General features: G+C 71.5%; 14 protein-coding genes. 6 read left to right on the top strand and 8 right to left on the bottom strand.

Annotated features, from left to right (window positions below; translation table 11 throughout):
* Position 1: 1 nt before the first annotated feature.
* From CR165_RS15720 to CR165_RS15705, 4 genes are all read right to left on the bottom strand, one after another.
* Positions 2–1,102, bottom strand: coding sequence for an ABC transporter ATP-binding protein (locus CR165_RS15720; protein WP_109517905.1), 1,101 nt, complete (start codon positions 1,100–1,102; stop codon positions 2–4).
* A 16-nt stretch (positions 1,103–1,118) separates the two neighbouring features.
* Positions 1,119–2,012, bottom strand: coding sequence for a carbohydrate ABC transporter permease (locus CR165_RS15715; protein ID WP_109517904.1), 894 nt, complete (start codon positions 2,010–2,012; stop codon positions 1,119–1,121).
* Position 2,013: 1 nt separating this feature from the next.
* Positions 2,014–2,952, bottom strand: coding sequence for a carbohydrate ABC transporter permease (locus CR165_RS15710; RefSeq protein WP_109517903.1), 939 nt, complete (start codon positions 2,950–2,952; stop codon positions 2,014–2,016).
* Positions 2,953–3,044: 92 nt separating this feature from the next.
* Complete coding sequence (locus CR165_RS15705; RefSeq protein WP_109517902.1) at positions 3,045–4,400, bottom strand: ABC transporter substrate-binding protein; 1,356 nt, start codon at positions 4,398–4,400, stop codon at positions 3,045–3,047.
* Between the two features lie 158 nt (positions 4,401–4,558).
* Between CR165_RS15705 and CR165_RS15700 the strand changes: the two genes are divergently transcribed.
* The 3 genes from CR165_RS15700 to CR165_RS15690 are packed head-to-tail and all read left to right on the top strand — an operon-like array spanning position 4,559 to position 7,295.
* On the top strand, positions 4,559–5,677 hold the full coding sequence (locus tag CR165_RS15700) for an NAD(P)/FAD-dependent oxidoreductase (RefSeq protein WP_245906475.1): 1,119 nt from the start codon (positions 4,559–4,561) through the stop codon (positions 5,675–5,677).
* Positions 5,674–6,678 (top strand): threonine ammonia-lyase, encoded by a 1,005-nt coding sequence (locus CR165_RS15695; protein ID WP_109517900.1) that lies wholly within the window; start codon positions 5,674–5,676, stop codon positions 6,676–6,678. The genes CR165_RS15700 and CR165_RS15695 overlap by 4 nt, the downstream gene beginning before the upstream one ends.
* Entirely contained in the window at positions 6,675–7,295 is a 621-nt protein-coding gene (locus tag CR165_RS15690) for a DUF1345 domain-containing protein (protein WP_109517899.1), read from the top strand. The genes CR165_RS15695 and CR165_RS15690 overlap by 4 nt, the downstream gene beginning before the upstream one ends.
* A gap of 38 nt (positions 7,296–7,333) precedes the next feature.
* Here the strand turns inward: CR165_RS15690 and CR165_RS25100 are convergent, their stop codons facing one another.
* Together CR165_RS25100 and aceA are read right to left on the bottom strand one after the other, a co-directional pair.
* Positions 7,334–7,495 carry a hypothetical protein gene (locus tag CR165_RS25100; protein ID WP_181378196.1) on the bottom strand — a complete coding sequence of 54 codons (162 nt, stop codon included), beginning with the start codon at positions 7,493–7,495 and terminating at the stop codon, positions 7,334–7,336.
* A gap of 28 nt (positions 7,496–7,523) precedes the next feature.
* Positions 7,524–8,876, bottom strand: a complete 1,353-nt coding sequence (gene aceA, locus CR165_RS15685) for an isocitrate lyase (RefSeq protein WP_109517898.1) — start codon at positions 8,874–8,876, stop codon at positions 7,524–7,526.
* Positions 8,877–9,029: 153 nt separating this feature from the next.
* Between aceA and CR165_RS15680 the strand changes: the two genes are divergently transcribed.
* From CR165_RS15680 to CR165_RS15670, 3 genes are all read left to right on the top strand, one after another.
* A complete protein-coding gene (locus CR165_RS15680) occupies positions 9,030–10,415 on the top strand; it encodes a helix-turn-helix domain-containing protein (RefSeq protein WP_109517897.1) in 1,386 nt (461 codons plus the stop codon).
* A 76-nt stretch (positions 10,416–10,491) separates the two neighbouring features.
* Entirely contained in the window at positions 10,492–11,214 is a 723-nt protein-coding gene (locus CR165_RS15675) for an aspartate/glutamate racemase family protein (protein WP_109517896.1), read from the top strand.
* Between the two features lie 32 nt (positions 11,215–11,246).
* Positions 11,247–11,678 (top strand): PaaI family thioesterase, encoded by a 432-nt coding sequence (locus CR165_RS15670; protein ID WP_109517895.1) that lies wholly within the window; start codon positions 11,247–11,249, stop codon positions 11,676–11,678.
* 65 nt (positions 11,679–11,743) lie between these two features.
* Here the strand turns inward: CR165_RS15670 and CR165_RS15665 are convergent, their stop codons facing one another.
* On the bottom strand, positions 11,744–12,328 hold the full coding sequence (locus CR165_RS15665) for a histidine phosphatase family protein (protein WP_109517894.1): 585 nt from the start codon (positions 12,326–12,328) through the stop codon (positions 11,744–11,746).
* Positions 12,325–13,584: an MFS transporter gene (locus CR165_RS15660; RefSeq protein WP_109517893.1), complete on the bottom strand. Its 1,260-nt coding sequence runs from the start codon at positions 13,582–13,584 to the stop codon at positions 12,325–12,327. The genes CR165_RS15665 and CR165_RS15660 overlap by 4 nt, the downstream gene beginning before the upstream one ends.
* Positions 13,585–13,652: the final 68 nt, after the last annotated feature.

Below are 13,652 nucleotides of genomic sequence, written 5' to 3'. Positions count from 1 at the left end.
GTCAGAGGACCCGTCCCGATTGCGGGTCCAGGATGTGCATGTTGCTCATGTCCACGGCCATCGGCAAAGGCTGGCCGGGCGCGGCGGGGGCCAGGGGGTCGACGCGGCCGCAGATCTCGGCGCCCGCCATCTTGAAGTGCACCAGGGTCTCCATGCCCATCGGCTCGGTCACCTCGGGCGTCGCGGTCATCGGCGCGAAATGCGGGCGGTCGAGGTTCTTGGCCTCGGTCAGGTGCTCGGGGCGGATGCCGAACAGGATCTCCCGGCCGGCGAGGTTCTGGTAGCGCGCGGTGCGCTCGGCCGGCACGGGCAGCACGATGTCGTTCGGCAGGTGGACGCGCAGCGCGCCGGCGCCGTTCTCCAGCCGGCCGGGGATGAAGTTCATCGCCGGGCTGCCGATGAAGCCGGCGACGAAGCGCGTCTTGGGGTTGTGGTACAGCTCCTGCGGCGAGCCGACCTGCTCGATGATGCCGCCATTCATCACCACCACGCGGTCGGCCAGCGTCATCGCCTCCACCTGGTCATGGGTGACATAGACGGTGGTGGTGCGCACCGTCTGGTGCACCTTCTTGATCTCGGTGCGCATCTGCACGCGCAGCTTGGCGTCGAGGTTGGAAAGTGGTTCGTCGAAAAGAAAAACCTTCGGGTCGCGCACGATGGCGCGGCCCATGGCAACGCGCTGCCGCTGGCCGCCCGAGAGCGCCTTCGGCTTGCGCTCCAGCAGCGGCGTGATGTCGAGGATGCGGGCCGCGTTGTCGACGCGCCGCTTGATCTCCTCCTTCGGGAACTTCCGCAGCATGAGCCCGAAGGCCATGTTGTCGAACACCGTCATGTGCGGGTAGAGCGCGTAGTTCTGGAACACCATGGCGATGTCGCGGTCGCGCGGCGGCACGTCGTTGATGACCTTGCCGCCGATGGCGATCTCGCCATCCGAGATTTCTTCCAGTCCCGCGATCATCCGCAGCGTGGTGGACTTGCCGCAGCCGGAGGGGCCGACCAGCACCACGAACTCGTGGTCCGCGATGTCGAGGTCGATGCCCTTCACGGCCTGCACGCCACCCTCATAGGCCTTCACCACCTTGCGGAGCGTTACCTGCGCCATTCTTCGTTCTCCTCCCTCAGCCCTTGGTGGCGCCGGCCGTCAGGCCCGCGATGTAGTAGTCCATCAGGAATGCGTAGACGAGCAGCGGCGGCAGCGCGGCCATCAGCGCGCCGGCCATGATCTTACCCCACTGGAAGGTGTCCGCCCGGATCAGGTCGGAGACGATGCCGACCGTCAGCACCATCTGGTCCGAGGAGACCAGGAAGGCGATCGGGTAGATGAAGGCCGCCCAGCTCACCGTGAAGGCGAAGATCATCGCCGCCAGGATGCCCGGCAGCGCCACGGGGATGAAGATCTTCCACAGCATCTGCAGGTGCCCGGCGCCGTCGATCAGCGCCGCCTCGTCCAGCTCCTTCGGGATGGAGGCGAAGTAGCCGATCATGATCCAGGTGCAGAAGGGCACCGTCAGCGTCGGGAAGATCAGCACCATGGCCCACATGTTGTTGTACAGGCCGAGGCTGCCGATGATCTGGAACATCGGGATGAAGAGCAGCGTCTCCGGCACCAGGTAGGTGAGGAAGACGCCGGTGGCGAGGGTGGCGCTGCCCCAGAACTTCATCCGCGCCAGGGCGAAGGCCGCCATCACCGAGATGATCATGCTGATGACGACGGTGCAGGTGGTGACGATGACCGAGTTGCGGAAATGGATCAGGTAGTTCCCCTCGGTCAGCAGCTCCCAGTAGTTCTGCAGCGTCGGCGCCGAGACGATCCAGGGGTTGCCCGAGAGGTCGGCGATCTCGGCCGAGCTCTTCAGGCTGGTCATCAGCATGTGGAAGGGCGGGATCATGAAGAACAGCACGAAGACGGCCAGCGCGATGTAGGCGCCGATCAGCGCCCAGCGCCGTTCCCGCTTCAGGCTGCCATGCTTGATCTCGGCGGGGACGAAGGGTGTCGCGGTGGTGCTGCTCATCTCACGCCATCTCCTTCGAGCGCTTGTTGACGCCGCGCAGCGTGAAGATCGCGAAGACCGCCAGCAGCGGGAACATGAACAGGCTCACCGAGGCGCCGAGCGGGATGTCGCCCGACTGGATGCCGACCTGGAAGGCGTAGGTGGCGAAGACATGCGTGGTGTCCTGCGGCCCGCCATTGGTCAGGATGCGGACGATGTCGAAATTGGCGAAGGTGACGATCAGGCTGAACAGCACGGTGATCGAGATGATGTTGCGCATCATCGGGAAGGTCACGTAGCGCAGCTTCTGCCAGCCGCTCGCGCCGTCGATCGCCGCCGCCTCGTAGAGCTGGTCGGGCACCGACTTCAGCGCCGCGAGGTACATGATCATGAAGAAGGGCGAGCCGTACCAGACATTGACCAGGATCACCGAGAAGCGTGCCCAGCCGGCCTGGCCGAGCCACGGCACCGGATCGACGCCGATGCCCATCAGCGCCCAGTTGAAGGCGGAGTAGGATGGGTCGAACAGCCACCACCAGGCCAGCGTCGAGATGGCGGGCGGGATCACCCAGGGCACCAGCAGCATGCCGCGCCATTTCCGCTGCCCCTTGGAGGGGAGCGCGTGCAGCACATGCGCCAGGACAAAGCCGATCAGCGCCTTCAGCAGCACCGCCGAGACGGCGAACAGCACCGACTGGAACACCACGTTCCAGAAGGTCTCGCGCCCCAGCAGGAAGGTGAAGTTCTCCCAGCCGATGAAGCGCGTCATGCGCTTGTTCAGCATGGAGAGGTAGAGCGCGTAGAGGAACGGATAGACCACCAGCCCGAGGATCAGCAGGATCAGCGGCAGCGTCAGCAGGAAGGCGACGGTGGAATTCCGGCGCGACAGGCGCTTCAACGCGCCGCCGCGCGGCGGCGCGGCGGCCGGAGCGGCCGGTACGGAGAGCGTGCCTTGGGACATCCCAGACTCCCTCGCGGTTGCGGGAGATGATGCGGGGCGCGCGGGCCGCTGCCGGCCCACGCGCCCCCTTCAGCCTATGGCCGGCGCGGCCATCAGCCGCGCTTGAAGCCTTCGATCTCGCGTTCCGCCCAGGCGATGGCGCGGTCCGGCGTCTCGTTGTTCTGCACCACGCGGGCGATCATCTTCGCCTGGATGCCCTGGTTGTACATCTGCACCGCGATCTCCGGCGGCGCCGGGTAGCAGGCGATGAACTGCTGCGAGTTGTGGTGCGGCTTGACCGGGTAGTTGTAGACCACGCCCGGCGGCGGGCCCTCCGTCTCCCAGGTCTTGAAGTCGGTCATGCTGGTGAAGGGCGGGATGTCGTAGCCGTTGCTGGCCTTGACCATCAGCTCCGCCTGCTCGCGCTGGCTGAGGTATTCCACCAGCGCCTTCGCCGCGCCCTTGTTGCGGCTGAAGCTCCAGACGCCCCAGAAATACGGCAGGTAGGGGGTGAAGCGCCCCTGCGCGCCCGCCGGGGCGGGGAAGCTCCAGCACTGCTCGGCCACCTGCGGCGCGTCGCGCTTGGCCACCGCCCAGGCGGAGGGCGGGTTGAAGATCAGCGCCGACTTGCCGGAGATCAGCGCCCGGTTGTTCGAGGCGTCGTCCCAGGAGAACACGTCGCCCGGCAGGAAGGTGCAGAGCTGCTTGGCGTATTCCAGCACCTTCCGCACATTGTCGGACTTGGCGGTGATGTCGCCCTTGCTGTTCACCAGCTCGGCGCCGAAGGAGCGGAACAGGCTGCCGATCCAGTCCGTCGCGTCGGTGAACTGGCCGATCGGCAGGCCGAAGGAGAAGCCCGCCTTGTGGCTGGCTTCCGCCGCCTTCAGGAAGGTGTCCCAGTTCCAGTTGCCGGCGGTGCTGCCGGGGTTGGCGTTGGCCGGGAACATCGCCTGGATGTCGATGCCCGCATGCTGCTTCAGCAGGTCCATGCGGCCGAGCGCCGGCTTGTTCTGGCTGCCGGAGATGGCCGGCACGGCGCGCCACTTGCCCTCCACCTTCGCCAGGTATTCGACGATCGGGTTCAGCGCGCCGTATTTCCCGCTGAGCCGGCCCATGATGTCGTCCATGGGTTCCAGCAGCTCGGACTTGGCATGCACCTCCCAGGTGGGGAAGGAGAGCATGTCGTGGCCCTGCTTCGCCTGGCTCTCGGCGGCGATGGTCAGCAGGTTCTTGTTGCCGACCGAGGTGATGAAGTCGAGCTGGATCTCGACCTTGTTCTTCTGCCCCCAGTCCATGACGATGCGGCGCATCTCGTCATTGCCGGCGGGAACCCAGTGGTCCCACAGGCCGAGGGCCAGCCGTCCGCCGGACGTCTGGCCATGCACATTCACCAGGGGGAGAGCGCTGGCCGCGGCGCCCAGCGCGCCCGCGCGCAGCACACCGCGACGGGTAAACCCGTTGCCTTCCATTCGGTAACCTCCTTGCAAGGACGGCTTCCGCCGCCACGGGCCTTATGGCCACTCGTTGCGGGAAGGAGGTTAGGCGGTGGTGGCGCGTCCTTGCAACGTTTCCTGCATCGCCGCGCGCCGCCTTGCCGGCATTTCATCGCGCAACCAGGATGCGCGCCATGCAGATCGAACGCTTCGAGGCCATCGTCATCGGCGCCGGCATGGCGGGCGCCACCGCCGCGGCGCATCTCTCCGCCACCCGCCGCGTGGCGCTGCTGGAGGCGGAGGAGAGCGCCGGCTACCACACCACCGGCCGCTCCGCCGCGCTGTGGGAGCCGAACTGGGGCAACCCGGATGTGCGCGCGCTGACCCGCGCCTCCCGCGCCTTTCTCGATTCACCGCCGCCCGGCTTCGGCACGGTGCCGCTGGTGCGGCCGCGCGGCGCGCTGCACCTGGCGCCGGCGGAGCAGGTGCCGGCGCTGGAACGGGCGCTGGCCGAATGCCCGGATTTCCGCCCCCTGACGCCGGAGGCGGCGCGCGCCCTGGTCCCCGCCCTGCGCCCCGGCTACGCCGCCGCCGCGGCGCTGGAGCCGGATGTGCTGGATATCGACGTGGCGGCGCTGCACCAGGGCTTCCTCGGCCAGCTCCGGCGCGCCGGCGGCGTGCTGGCGCTGCGCCGCCGCGCCGGCCGCGTCTGGAGGGAGGCCGGGCTGTGGCGGGCCGAGACCGCCACGGGCGAGGTCTTCGCCGCGCCCGTGCTGGTCAACGCCGCCGGCGCCTGGGGCGACGCGGTGGCGCGCGCCGCCGGGTTGCGCCCGCTCGGCCTGCGGCCGCTGCGCCGCACCGCGCTGATCGTCGACCCGGCCCCCTGGGCGGTGGCGGAGTGGCCGCTGCTCGGCGATGTCGGCGCCAGCTGGTACGCCCGCGCCGAGGCGGGCGGCCGGCTGATGCTCTCCCCCGCCGACGAGACCGCCTGCGACCCCTGCGACGCAGCGCCGGAGGAGATGGACATCGCCATCGCCGTGGACCGGGCGGCGCAGGCGCTCGACATCGCGGTGCGCCGGGTGGAGCATGCCTGGGCCGGGCTGCGCAGCTTCCTGCCGGACCGCTCCCTGGCGATCGGCCCGGCCGAGGAGGCGGGCTTCTTCCACATGATCGGGCAGGGGGGCTATGGCATCCAGACGGCGCCGGCCCAGGGCGCGCTGCTGGCCGCCCTGGTCAACGGCACCGACCCCGGGCCACTCTCCGCCATCCTGCCGCTGGTCGATCCGCGCCGCTGCCACGAGGTGACTGCATGAACGCCATCCTTCCGCCGCTTCCCACCCATGCCGACGTGCTGGCCGCCGCCGCGCGGCTGCGTGGCCGCGTGGTGCGCACGCCGATGCTGCGCCACCCGCTGCTGGACGAGATCGCCGGCGGCACGGTGCTGGTGAAGCCCGAGCCCTTGCAGCGCACCGGCAGCTTCAAGTTCCGCGGCGCCACCAACGCCGTGCTGAAGCTGACGCCCGAGCAGCGCGCGGCGGGGGTGGTGACGCATTCCTCCGGCAACCATGGCCAGGCCGTGGCCTGCGCCGCCGCCGCCGAGGGCGTGCGGGCGCTGATCGCGATGCCGCAGGACGCCCCCGCCATCAAGGTGGAGAGCACCCGCCGCTGGGGCCCCGAGATCACCTTCTTCGACCGCGCCACGACGGACCGCGAGGTGCTGGCGGCGCGGCTGGCCGGGGAGCGCGGCGCCACCGTGCTGCCGCCCTTCGACCATCCCGACGTCATCGCCGGCCAGGGCACGCTGGCGCTGGAGCTGGTGGAGGATGCGCGCGCCGCCGGGCACGAGCTGGAGGCGCTGGCGGTGTGCACCGGTGGCGGCGGCCTCATCGCCGGCTGCGCGCTGGCCATCGAGGGCGCCTCGCCCGGCACCGAGGTCTGGGCGGTGGAGCCGGAGGGGTGGGACGACACCGCCCGCTCGCTGGCCGCCGGCGAGCGGCTGGCCAATGACGGCCACGGCGCGCTGCTGTGCGACGCGCTGCTCTCCATGCGCCCCGGCGCACTGACCTTCGCGGTGAACCAGGCACGGCTGAAGGCGGGCGTGGCGGTGAGCGAGGCGGAGGTGTTCCGCGCCATGCGCCTGGCCTTCGAGGCGCTGAAGATCGTGGTGGAGCCGGGCGGCGCGGTGGCGCTGGCGGCGGTGCTGGCGGGCAAGGTGCCGGCGCGCGGCCGCACGGTGGGGCTGGTGCTCTCCGGCGGCAATGTGGACCCGGCGGTGTTCGCGCGCGCCCTGTCAGCGAGCCCCATGGCGGCATGACGGGGCCGCTGCGCCGGCTGCGAATCAGCACCCTGTCGCTGCTGGCGGGGCTGGCGGGGGGCGGCGCGGCCTTCGGCTTCGGGCTGCACTGGCTGCACGCCGCCCTGGCCGGCTGGTGCGCGCTGGTGCTGGCGCATCTGGCGCTGCTGCTGCGCCGCCTCTGGTCCGCCGGGCCGGAGGCGATGCGCCGCCACGCCGAGATCACCGATGAGCGCCGCGTCATGGTGCTGACGCTCTCGCTGCTCGCCGCCGCCACCTCGGTGGCGGGGGTGGGGCTCGACGTGGCGATGCGCCCGGGCGGCATCCCCGCCTTCGGCGTGGTGACGGTGGCGCTCTCCTGGCTCTACATCCACACGCTGTTCGCGCAGGACTATGCGCGGGAGTTCTATCTCACCGGCGGCGGCATCCGCTTCCATGGCGGCGCCGGGAATCCGGCCTTCTCCGAGTTCCTCTATCTCTCCATCGGCGTCGGCACGACCAATGGCGTGACGGATGTGGACACGCATTCGGCGCCGATCCGCCGCATCGCCACGCTGCACAGCATCATCGCGTTCTTCTTCAACACGGTGATCATCGCCGGCACGGTCGGCATCGTCGGCGGCCTGCTCGGCGGATAGCGGCGGGCCGGGGGCGCTTCCTCCCCCGGCCCGGCCTCTCAGTGGCCCATCGTGTCGTCGCGGAAGGCCGTGCTCGGCGTCGGGATGGAGGCCGCCTCCGGCGGACCCTTCAGCCCGTGCAGGGCGGGCGGGATGGCCGGCTCGGTTGCCCAGTTGTGGCTGTGCACCAGGCCGTCGTCGAAATCGTCGTCATGCGTCATGGTCGTGTTTCCCTGTGTCCTGCGTTGCTTACTTGGCCATTGCCGGCGCGTGCGCGGCGTCGTGGCCATCGTTGTGGAACTGGGCCGTCTCGGTGCTGTGCGCCATGGCGGTGGTGCTGGCGGTGCCGCCCGAGGCGGCGGTGGCCACCGCGTCGAAATAGCTGACGCCCACCTCGCGCTGGTGGCGCGTGGCGGTGTAGCCCTCCGCCTCGGCGGCGAACTCGGCCTGCTGCAGCTCGGAATAGGCCGCCATGCCGCGCTCCTTGTAGCCGCGGGCGAGCCGGAACATGCCGTAGTTCAGCGAGTGGAAGCCGGCCAGCGTGATGAACTGGAACTTGTAGCCCATCTCCCCCAGCTCGCGCTGGAAGCGGGCCGCCGCCGCCTCGCCCATCTTGCGCTTCCAGTTGAAGCTGGGCGAGCAGTTGTAGGCCAGCAGCTTGCCGGGGAACTCGCGGTGGATGGCCTCGGCGAAGGCGCGGGCGTCGTCGAGGTCGGGGTCGGAGGTCTCCCACCACAGCAGGTCGGCATAGGGCGCGTAGGCCAGGCCGCGGGCGATGGCGTACTGCTTGCCCACGCCTGGCTTGATGCGGTGGAAGCCCTCGGCCGTGCGCTCGCCGCTGATGAAGGGGCGGTCCCGCTCATCGACATCGGCGGTGAGGAGCTGGGCGCTCTCGGCATCGGTGCGGCAGAGCAGCACGGTGGGCACGCCCTCCACATCGGCGGCGAGGCGCGCCGCGTTCAGCGTGCGGATGTGCTGGCTGATCGGCACCAGCACCTTGCCGCCGAGATGGCCGCACTTCTTCTCGCTGGCCAGCTGGTCCTCGAAATGCACGCCGGCGGCGCCGGCCTCGATCATCGCGCGGGTCAGCTCATAGGCGTTCAGCGCGCCTCCGAAGCCGGCCTCGGCATCGGCGATGATCGGCGCCATCCACGGGGTGTCGTCCTGCGCCTTGCCCTGCGCCGCCTCCATATGGGCGATCTGGTCGGCGCGGCGCAGCGCGGCGTTGATGCGCTTGATCACCTTCGGCACCGAATCCACCGGGTAGAGGGACTGGTCCGGGTACATCTCGCCGGCCGAGTTGGCGTCCGCCGCCACCTGCCAGCCGGAGAGGTAGATGGCCTTCAGCCCCGCCTTCACCTGCTGCAGCGCCTGGTTGCCGGTGAGCGCGCCCAGCGTGTTCACATAGGGCTCGCTGTGCAGCAGCTGCCACAGGCGGCGGGCGCCCATCTCGGCCAGGGTGTGCTTCACCCGGAAGGAGCCGGCCAGCGCCTCGACCTCGGCCGGCGTGTAGTCGCGGCGGATGCCGGCGAAGCGGTCGCCGGAGGAGCCGCTGGCGGCGCCGCCATCGGGGGCGCGGAGGGGGGCGGGGATGTGACGCATGCCTGGGGTCTCCTGATGCTGCTTGAGGCGCTCGGCCTGTGCGTCAATAATTCACATTGCGGGCGCGAAGTTCACCCGGCATCTTGCTGTTGCAGGCGCAACAAGGTGGCGGGCTTTACAGTCCGGCCCGTAAATCTGTAAAGGCTGTAAAGAATGTCCCGCCCGCTGATCGGCCGCACCGTCCGGCGCCTGCGCCAGGAGCAGGGGCTGACGCAGCAGGCCCTGGCTGCCCGCCTCGGCATTTCCGCCAGCTACCTGAACCTGATCGAGCACGACCAGCGCGCCGTCACCGCCGCGCTGCTCATCAAGCTGGGCCAGACCCTGCAGGTCGATCTCGCCGCCCTCTCCGGCAACCAGGAGCGGCAGCTCGAGAGCCAGCTGCGCGAGGTGCTGGCCGATCCGCAGCTCGGCCTGGAGGCCTTGCCGGAGGAGGAGCTGCGCCTGCTCGCCGGCAGCGCGCCCAATGCCGGTCGCGCCATGCTCGCCCTCTACCGCGCGCTGCGCGTGGCGCGGGAGGATGCCAGCGGCATCGCGCTCCCCAGCGGCCGGCGCATCCTGCTGCCCACCGAGGAGGCGCGCGACTTCTTCCACGAGCGCGCCAATGTCTTCCCGGCGCTGGAGGCGGTGGCGGAGCGCATCGGCGCCGAGCTGGGCGCGGCGCCCGCCGAGCTGAACCACGCCATCGCCGAGCGGCTGCGCCACCGGCACGACCTGCGCGTGCGCGTCGTGCCGCTGGAAGGGAGCCTGCGCCGCTACGACCCCGCCGCGCGGCTGCTGGAACTCTCCGAGCACCTGCCGCGCGAGAGCCGCGGCTTCCAGATGGCCTTCCAGCTCATGCTGCTGGAGGCGCGCGAGGCGGTGGAGGAGATCCTGGCCCCCGCCGCGCCCAGCACCCAGGAGGCGGCGGCGCTGATCCGCATCGGCCTGCTCAACTACGCGGCCGGCGCGCTGCTGATGCCCTATGCCGCCTTCCTCGCCGCCGCCCGCGCCCTGCGGCACGATCTCGACCTGCTGGCCGCGCGCTTCGGCGTCAGCTTCGAGCAGGTGGCGCACCGCCTTTCCACCCTGCAACGGGAAGGGGCGCGCGGCGTGCCCTTCTTCTTCCTGCGCGTCGATCCCGCCGGCAACGTGGACAAGCGCTTCTCGGCGGCGGGCTTCCCCTTCGCGCGCTTCGGCGGCTCCTGCCCGCGCTGGGTGGTGCACACCGCCTTCGCCACGCCGGGCGCCCTGCGCGTGCAGCTGGCCGAGCTGCCGGACGGCGCCGCCTTCCTCTGCTTCGCCCGCACCGTCACGGGGCCGAGCCGGTGGGGCGAGCCGGCGCCGGTGCATGTCGTCGCCATGGGCTGCGATCTCGGGCGGGCCGCGGAGGTGGTCTATGCGGACGGGCTGGACCTCCAGCGCGCGCGCACCGGCATCGGCCTCTCCTGCCGCCTGTGCGACCGTGCCGAGTGCCGCTCCCGCGCCTTCCCGCCGCTGGAGCACCGGCTCAACCTGGACCCGCACGAGGAAAGCGCGGCACCCTACCGGTTCTCGAAGTAGCGGGGGCGCCGCCCCCGCGCCTCCGCCGGGGTGACAGGGTCACCCCGGACCCCGCCAGTTCCTTCAGGGCCGCCGCATGCGAATCCTCCTGCTCAACGGCAACACCGACAGCGCGATGACGGAGCGGATGCGCGCGCTGGCCACGGCGGCGCTGCCGCGGCTCGGCCTGGCGCATGTCGCGCTCGTGCCCGCCACGGCGCGCTTCGGCGCGCGCTACATCGCCAGCCGGGTGGCGGCGGCCATCGCCGGGCACGCGGTGCTGGAGCAGGTGGCGGAGCACGCCGGCAGCGTGGATGCCATCGCCATCGCCTGCTTCGGCGATCCGGGGCTGGACGCGGCGCGGGAGCTGGCGGGCATCCCCGTCACCGGCATGGCGGATGCGTCGCTCGCCCTCGCGCTCGCCGCGCATCCGCGCGTGGCGCTGCTGACGGGTGGCGCCGCCTGGGTGCCGATGCTGGAGGAATTCGCCCTCTCCCGCGGCTGGCCGCGCGAGCGCGTGCTGGTGCGCGCCGTGGCGCCGACGGGCGACATGATCGCGCGCGAGCCGGAGCGCGCCCTGGCCCTGCTGGCGGGTGCGGCGGAAGACGCCGTGGCGGAGGGCGCCGCCTGCGTGGTGCTGGGCGGCGCCGGGCTGGCCGGGCTGGCGCCCGCTCTCGCGCCGCGCCTCGCCGTGCCGGTGCTGGACAGCCTGGAATGCCTGCTGCGCCACACCGCCACGCCGCTGCCCGTGCCGCCCCCGCCGGGCCGGACGCCGACCGCCGGCCTCTCCCCCGCCCTGGCGGCCCGGCTGGCGCCTTGACGTGCTGCGCCGCAGCAGGCAGGCAAACGCCCATGTCCAAGACCGACCTCGCCTCCCCGGCGCCGCCCTATCATGACCTCATCGGCATCCGCCTCACCGAGTGGCGGGATGGCTATGCCTGCGTCGTCTGCGACGCCGATGCGCGCCACCACAACCGCAGCGGCATCGTCCATGGCGGCGTGATCCTCTCGCTGCTCGACCAGGCGGCGGCCTTCGCCGGCCTCTGGTGCAGCGTGCCGGGCAACATCCGCAAGGCGGTGACGATCGACCTAGATTGCCGCTTCACCGGCCAGGTGTCGGAGGGCGAATTGCGGGCCGAGGGCAAGGTGGTCTCGCGCGGCCGCAACATCTTCTTCGCCCGCACCGAGGTGTTCGACGCGGCGGGCAAGATGGTGGCCTTCGGTGCCTCCACCCATCGCTGGCGCGCCGGCAGCGAGACGGTGGAAGGCAGCCCGGCGGGCTGACGGAAAGAGATGGCGGTGGGCCGGGGGTAGATGTCCTTCCTGACCCCTGTCGCCGCGCTTGTGTCCTAGGCCAGCCCGGCATCCTCGAAGGCTGTCCATCCGCACAGCAGGTGGCGGCTCTCCCGCCCGAAGACGTAGAGATTGCCGCCGCCACGCCCCGGCTGGTCCTCGGCGCGGGAGATCGGCCGCCCGGCGAGGTGGCAGAGCAGCAGCGCCCCCACCGCCCCATGCGCGACGATGGCCACCTCGCCCGTGCTCTCCGCCAGCACCGCTTCCACCGCCGCCACCATGCGGGCCTGGGCGTCCACCGCCCGCTCCCAGCCGCGCACGCTCTCCTCGGGCCGGGCGAAGAAGGCATCGGCCATCGCCTCGAACTCGGCCGGGTGGAGGTAGCCGGTGGCGCTGCGGTCGTTCTCGCCGAGGCCAGGATGCACCCGCACGGGCAGGCCGGTGGCGGCGGCGAGGCATTCCGCCGTCTCCCGCGCCTTGCGCTCGGCGCTGCTGGCGATGTGCCGCAGGCCCCGCGCCCAGGGGAGCCGCGCCAGCGCCTCCGCCCGCGCCCGGCCGCGCGGGGTGAGGCCCCATTCGGTGACCGCCACGGCGGGGTCGATCGCCACCTCGGGGTGGGTGAGCAGCCAGGCACGGCTCATCGCCGGGGCTCCCTGACGGTCAGGAGGATGGCGCCGCCCAGCGCCAGGAAGCCCAGCACGGTGGCCATGCCGGCGCGCTGGCTCTGCGTGGCGGCGGTGACGAGGGCCAGCACCGCCGGCCCCATGAAGCCGGTGATGCGCCCCGAGAGGGCGAAGAGGCCGAAATGCGCCGCCACCTCGTCCGGCGGCGCCAGTCGCGCCATGTAGCTGCGCGAGGCCGATTGCGCCGGCCCGATGAACAGGCCGAGCGCCAGGGCCAGCGCCCAGAACATGCTCTTGTCCTCGGCCAGCACCACGCCCAGGCCGAGCCCCAGCAGTGCCGCCAGTGCCACCAGGATGGTGCGCCGCGCGCCCAGCCGGTCCTCCAGCAGCCCGAAGCCGGCGGCGCCCAGCCCGGCGGTGACGTTGAGCGCGATGCCGAACAGCAGGATCTCGTCGAAGCCCATGCCGAAGGTGCCGGCGGCGTAGATGGCGCCGAAGGCGAACAGCGTGTTCAGCCCGTCCGTGTAGAACAGCCGCGCCAGCAGGAAGCGCGCCAGCACGGGGTTGCGCGGCAGCCCCCGCAGCAGAGCGCCGATCTCGCCCACGCCCTGGCGGATGGCCGTGCCCCAGGCCGGGCGCGGCGGCGGCGGGTCGGGCAGCAGCACCAGCACCGGCCAGCCGAAGCCCAGCATCCACACCGCCACCAACAGGGCGGTGGCGCGCACATGCTCGGCGGCGCCGCGGTCCAGGCCGAGGGGCGAGGGGTCGGGCCGCACCAGCAGCAGCAGCGCCACCACCAGGCAGGCGAGGCCCCCCGCATAGCCCAGCCCCCAGGCGAGGCCGGAGAGCCGCCCCACCCGCTCGGGCGGCGCCACTTGCGGCAGCATGGAATTGTAAAACACCGTGCCCAGCTCGAACCCCACCGTGGCGATGCCGACGCAGGCCAGCGTCCAGAGCGCGCTGCCAGGGGAAGGCGTGGCGAACCAGACCAGGCCGGTGGCGATGGCGGTGAGCAGGGTGCAGGCCAGCAGCATCATCCGCCGCCGCCCGCCGGCATCGGCCACGGCGCCGAGCAGGGGGGAGAGCAAGGCGATAGCGATGCCCGCCCCCGTCTGCATCCAGCCCCACTGGGCCTGGCCGGTGGCGGGGTCGGGCGCGATTCCCTGGGTGAAGTAGGCGGCGATGACAAAGGTGGAGACGACGGTGGGGAAGGCGCTGTTGGCCCAGTCATACAGGGCCCAGGCCCAGGCCTGGCGCGAGAAGCGGGTGTTCATGGGGGGGCAGACTGCCCCGGAGGAAGGCCGGGGGGAATGAATTCCCCCCGGACCCCCCATCTTTTTCT

The organism is Teichococcus aestuarii, assembly GCF_003116135.1.
Taxonomy (GTDB): domain Bacteria; phylum Pseudomonadota; class Alphaproteobacteria; order Acetobacterales; family Acetobacteraceae; genus Pseudoroseomonas; species Pseudoroseomonas aestuarii.
The sequence above is the reverse complement of the archived record's forward strand: the minus strand, read 5'-3'. Positions and strand labels throughout refer to the sequence as shown.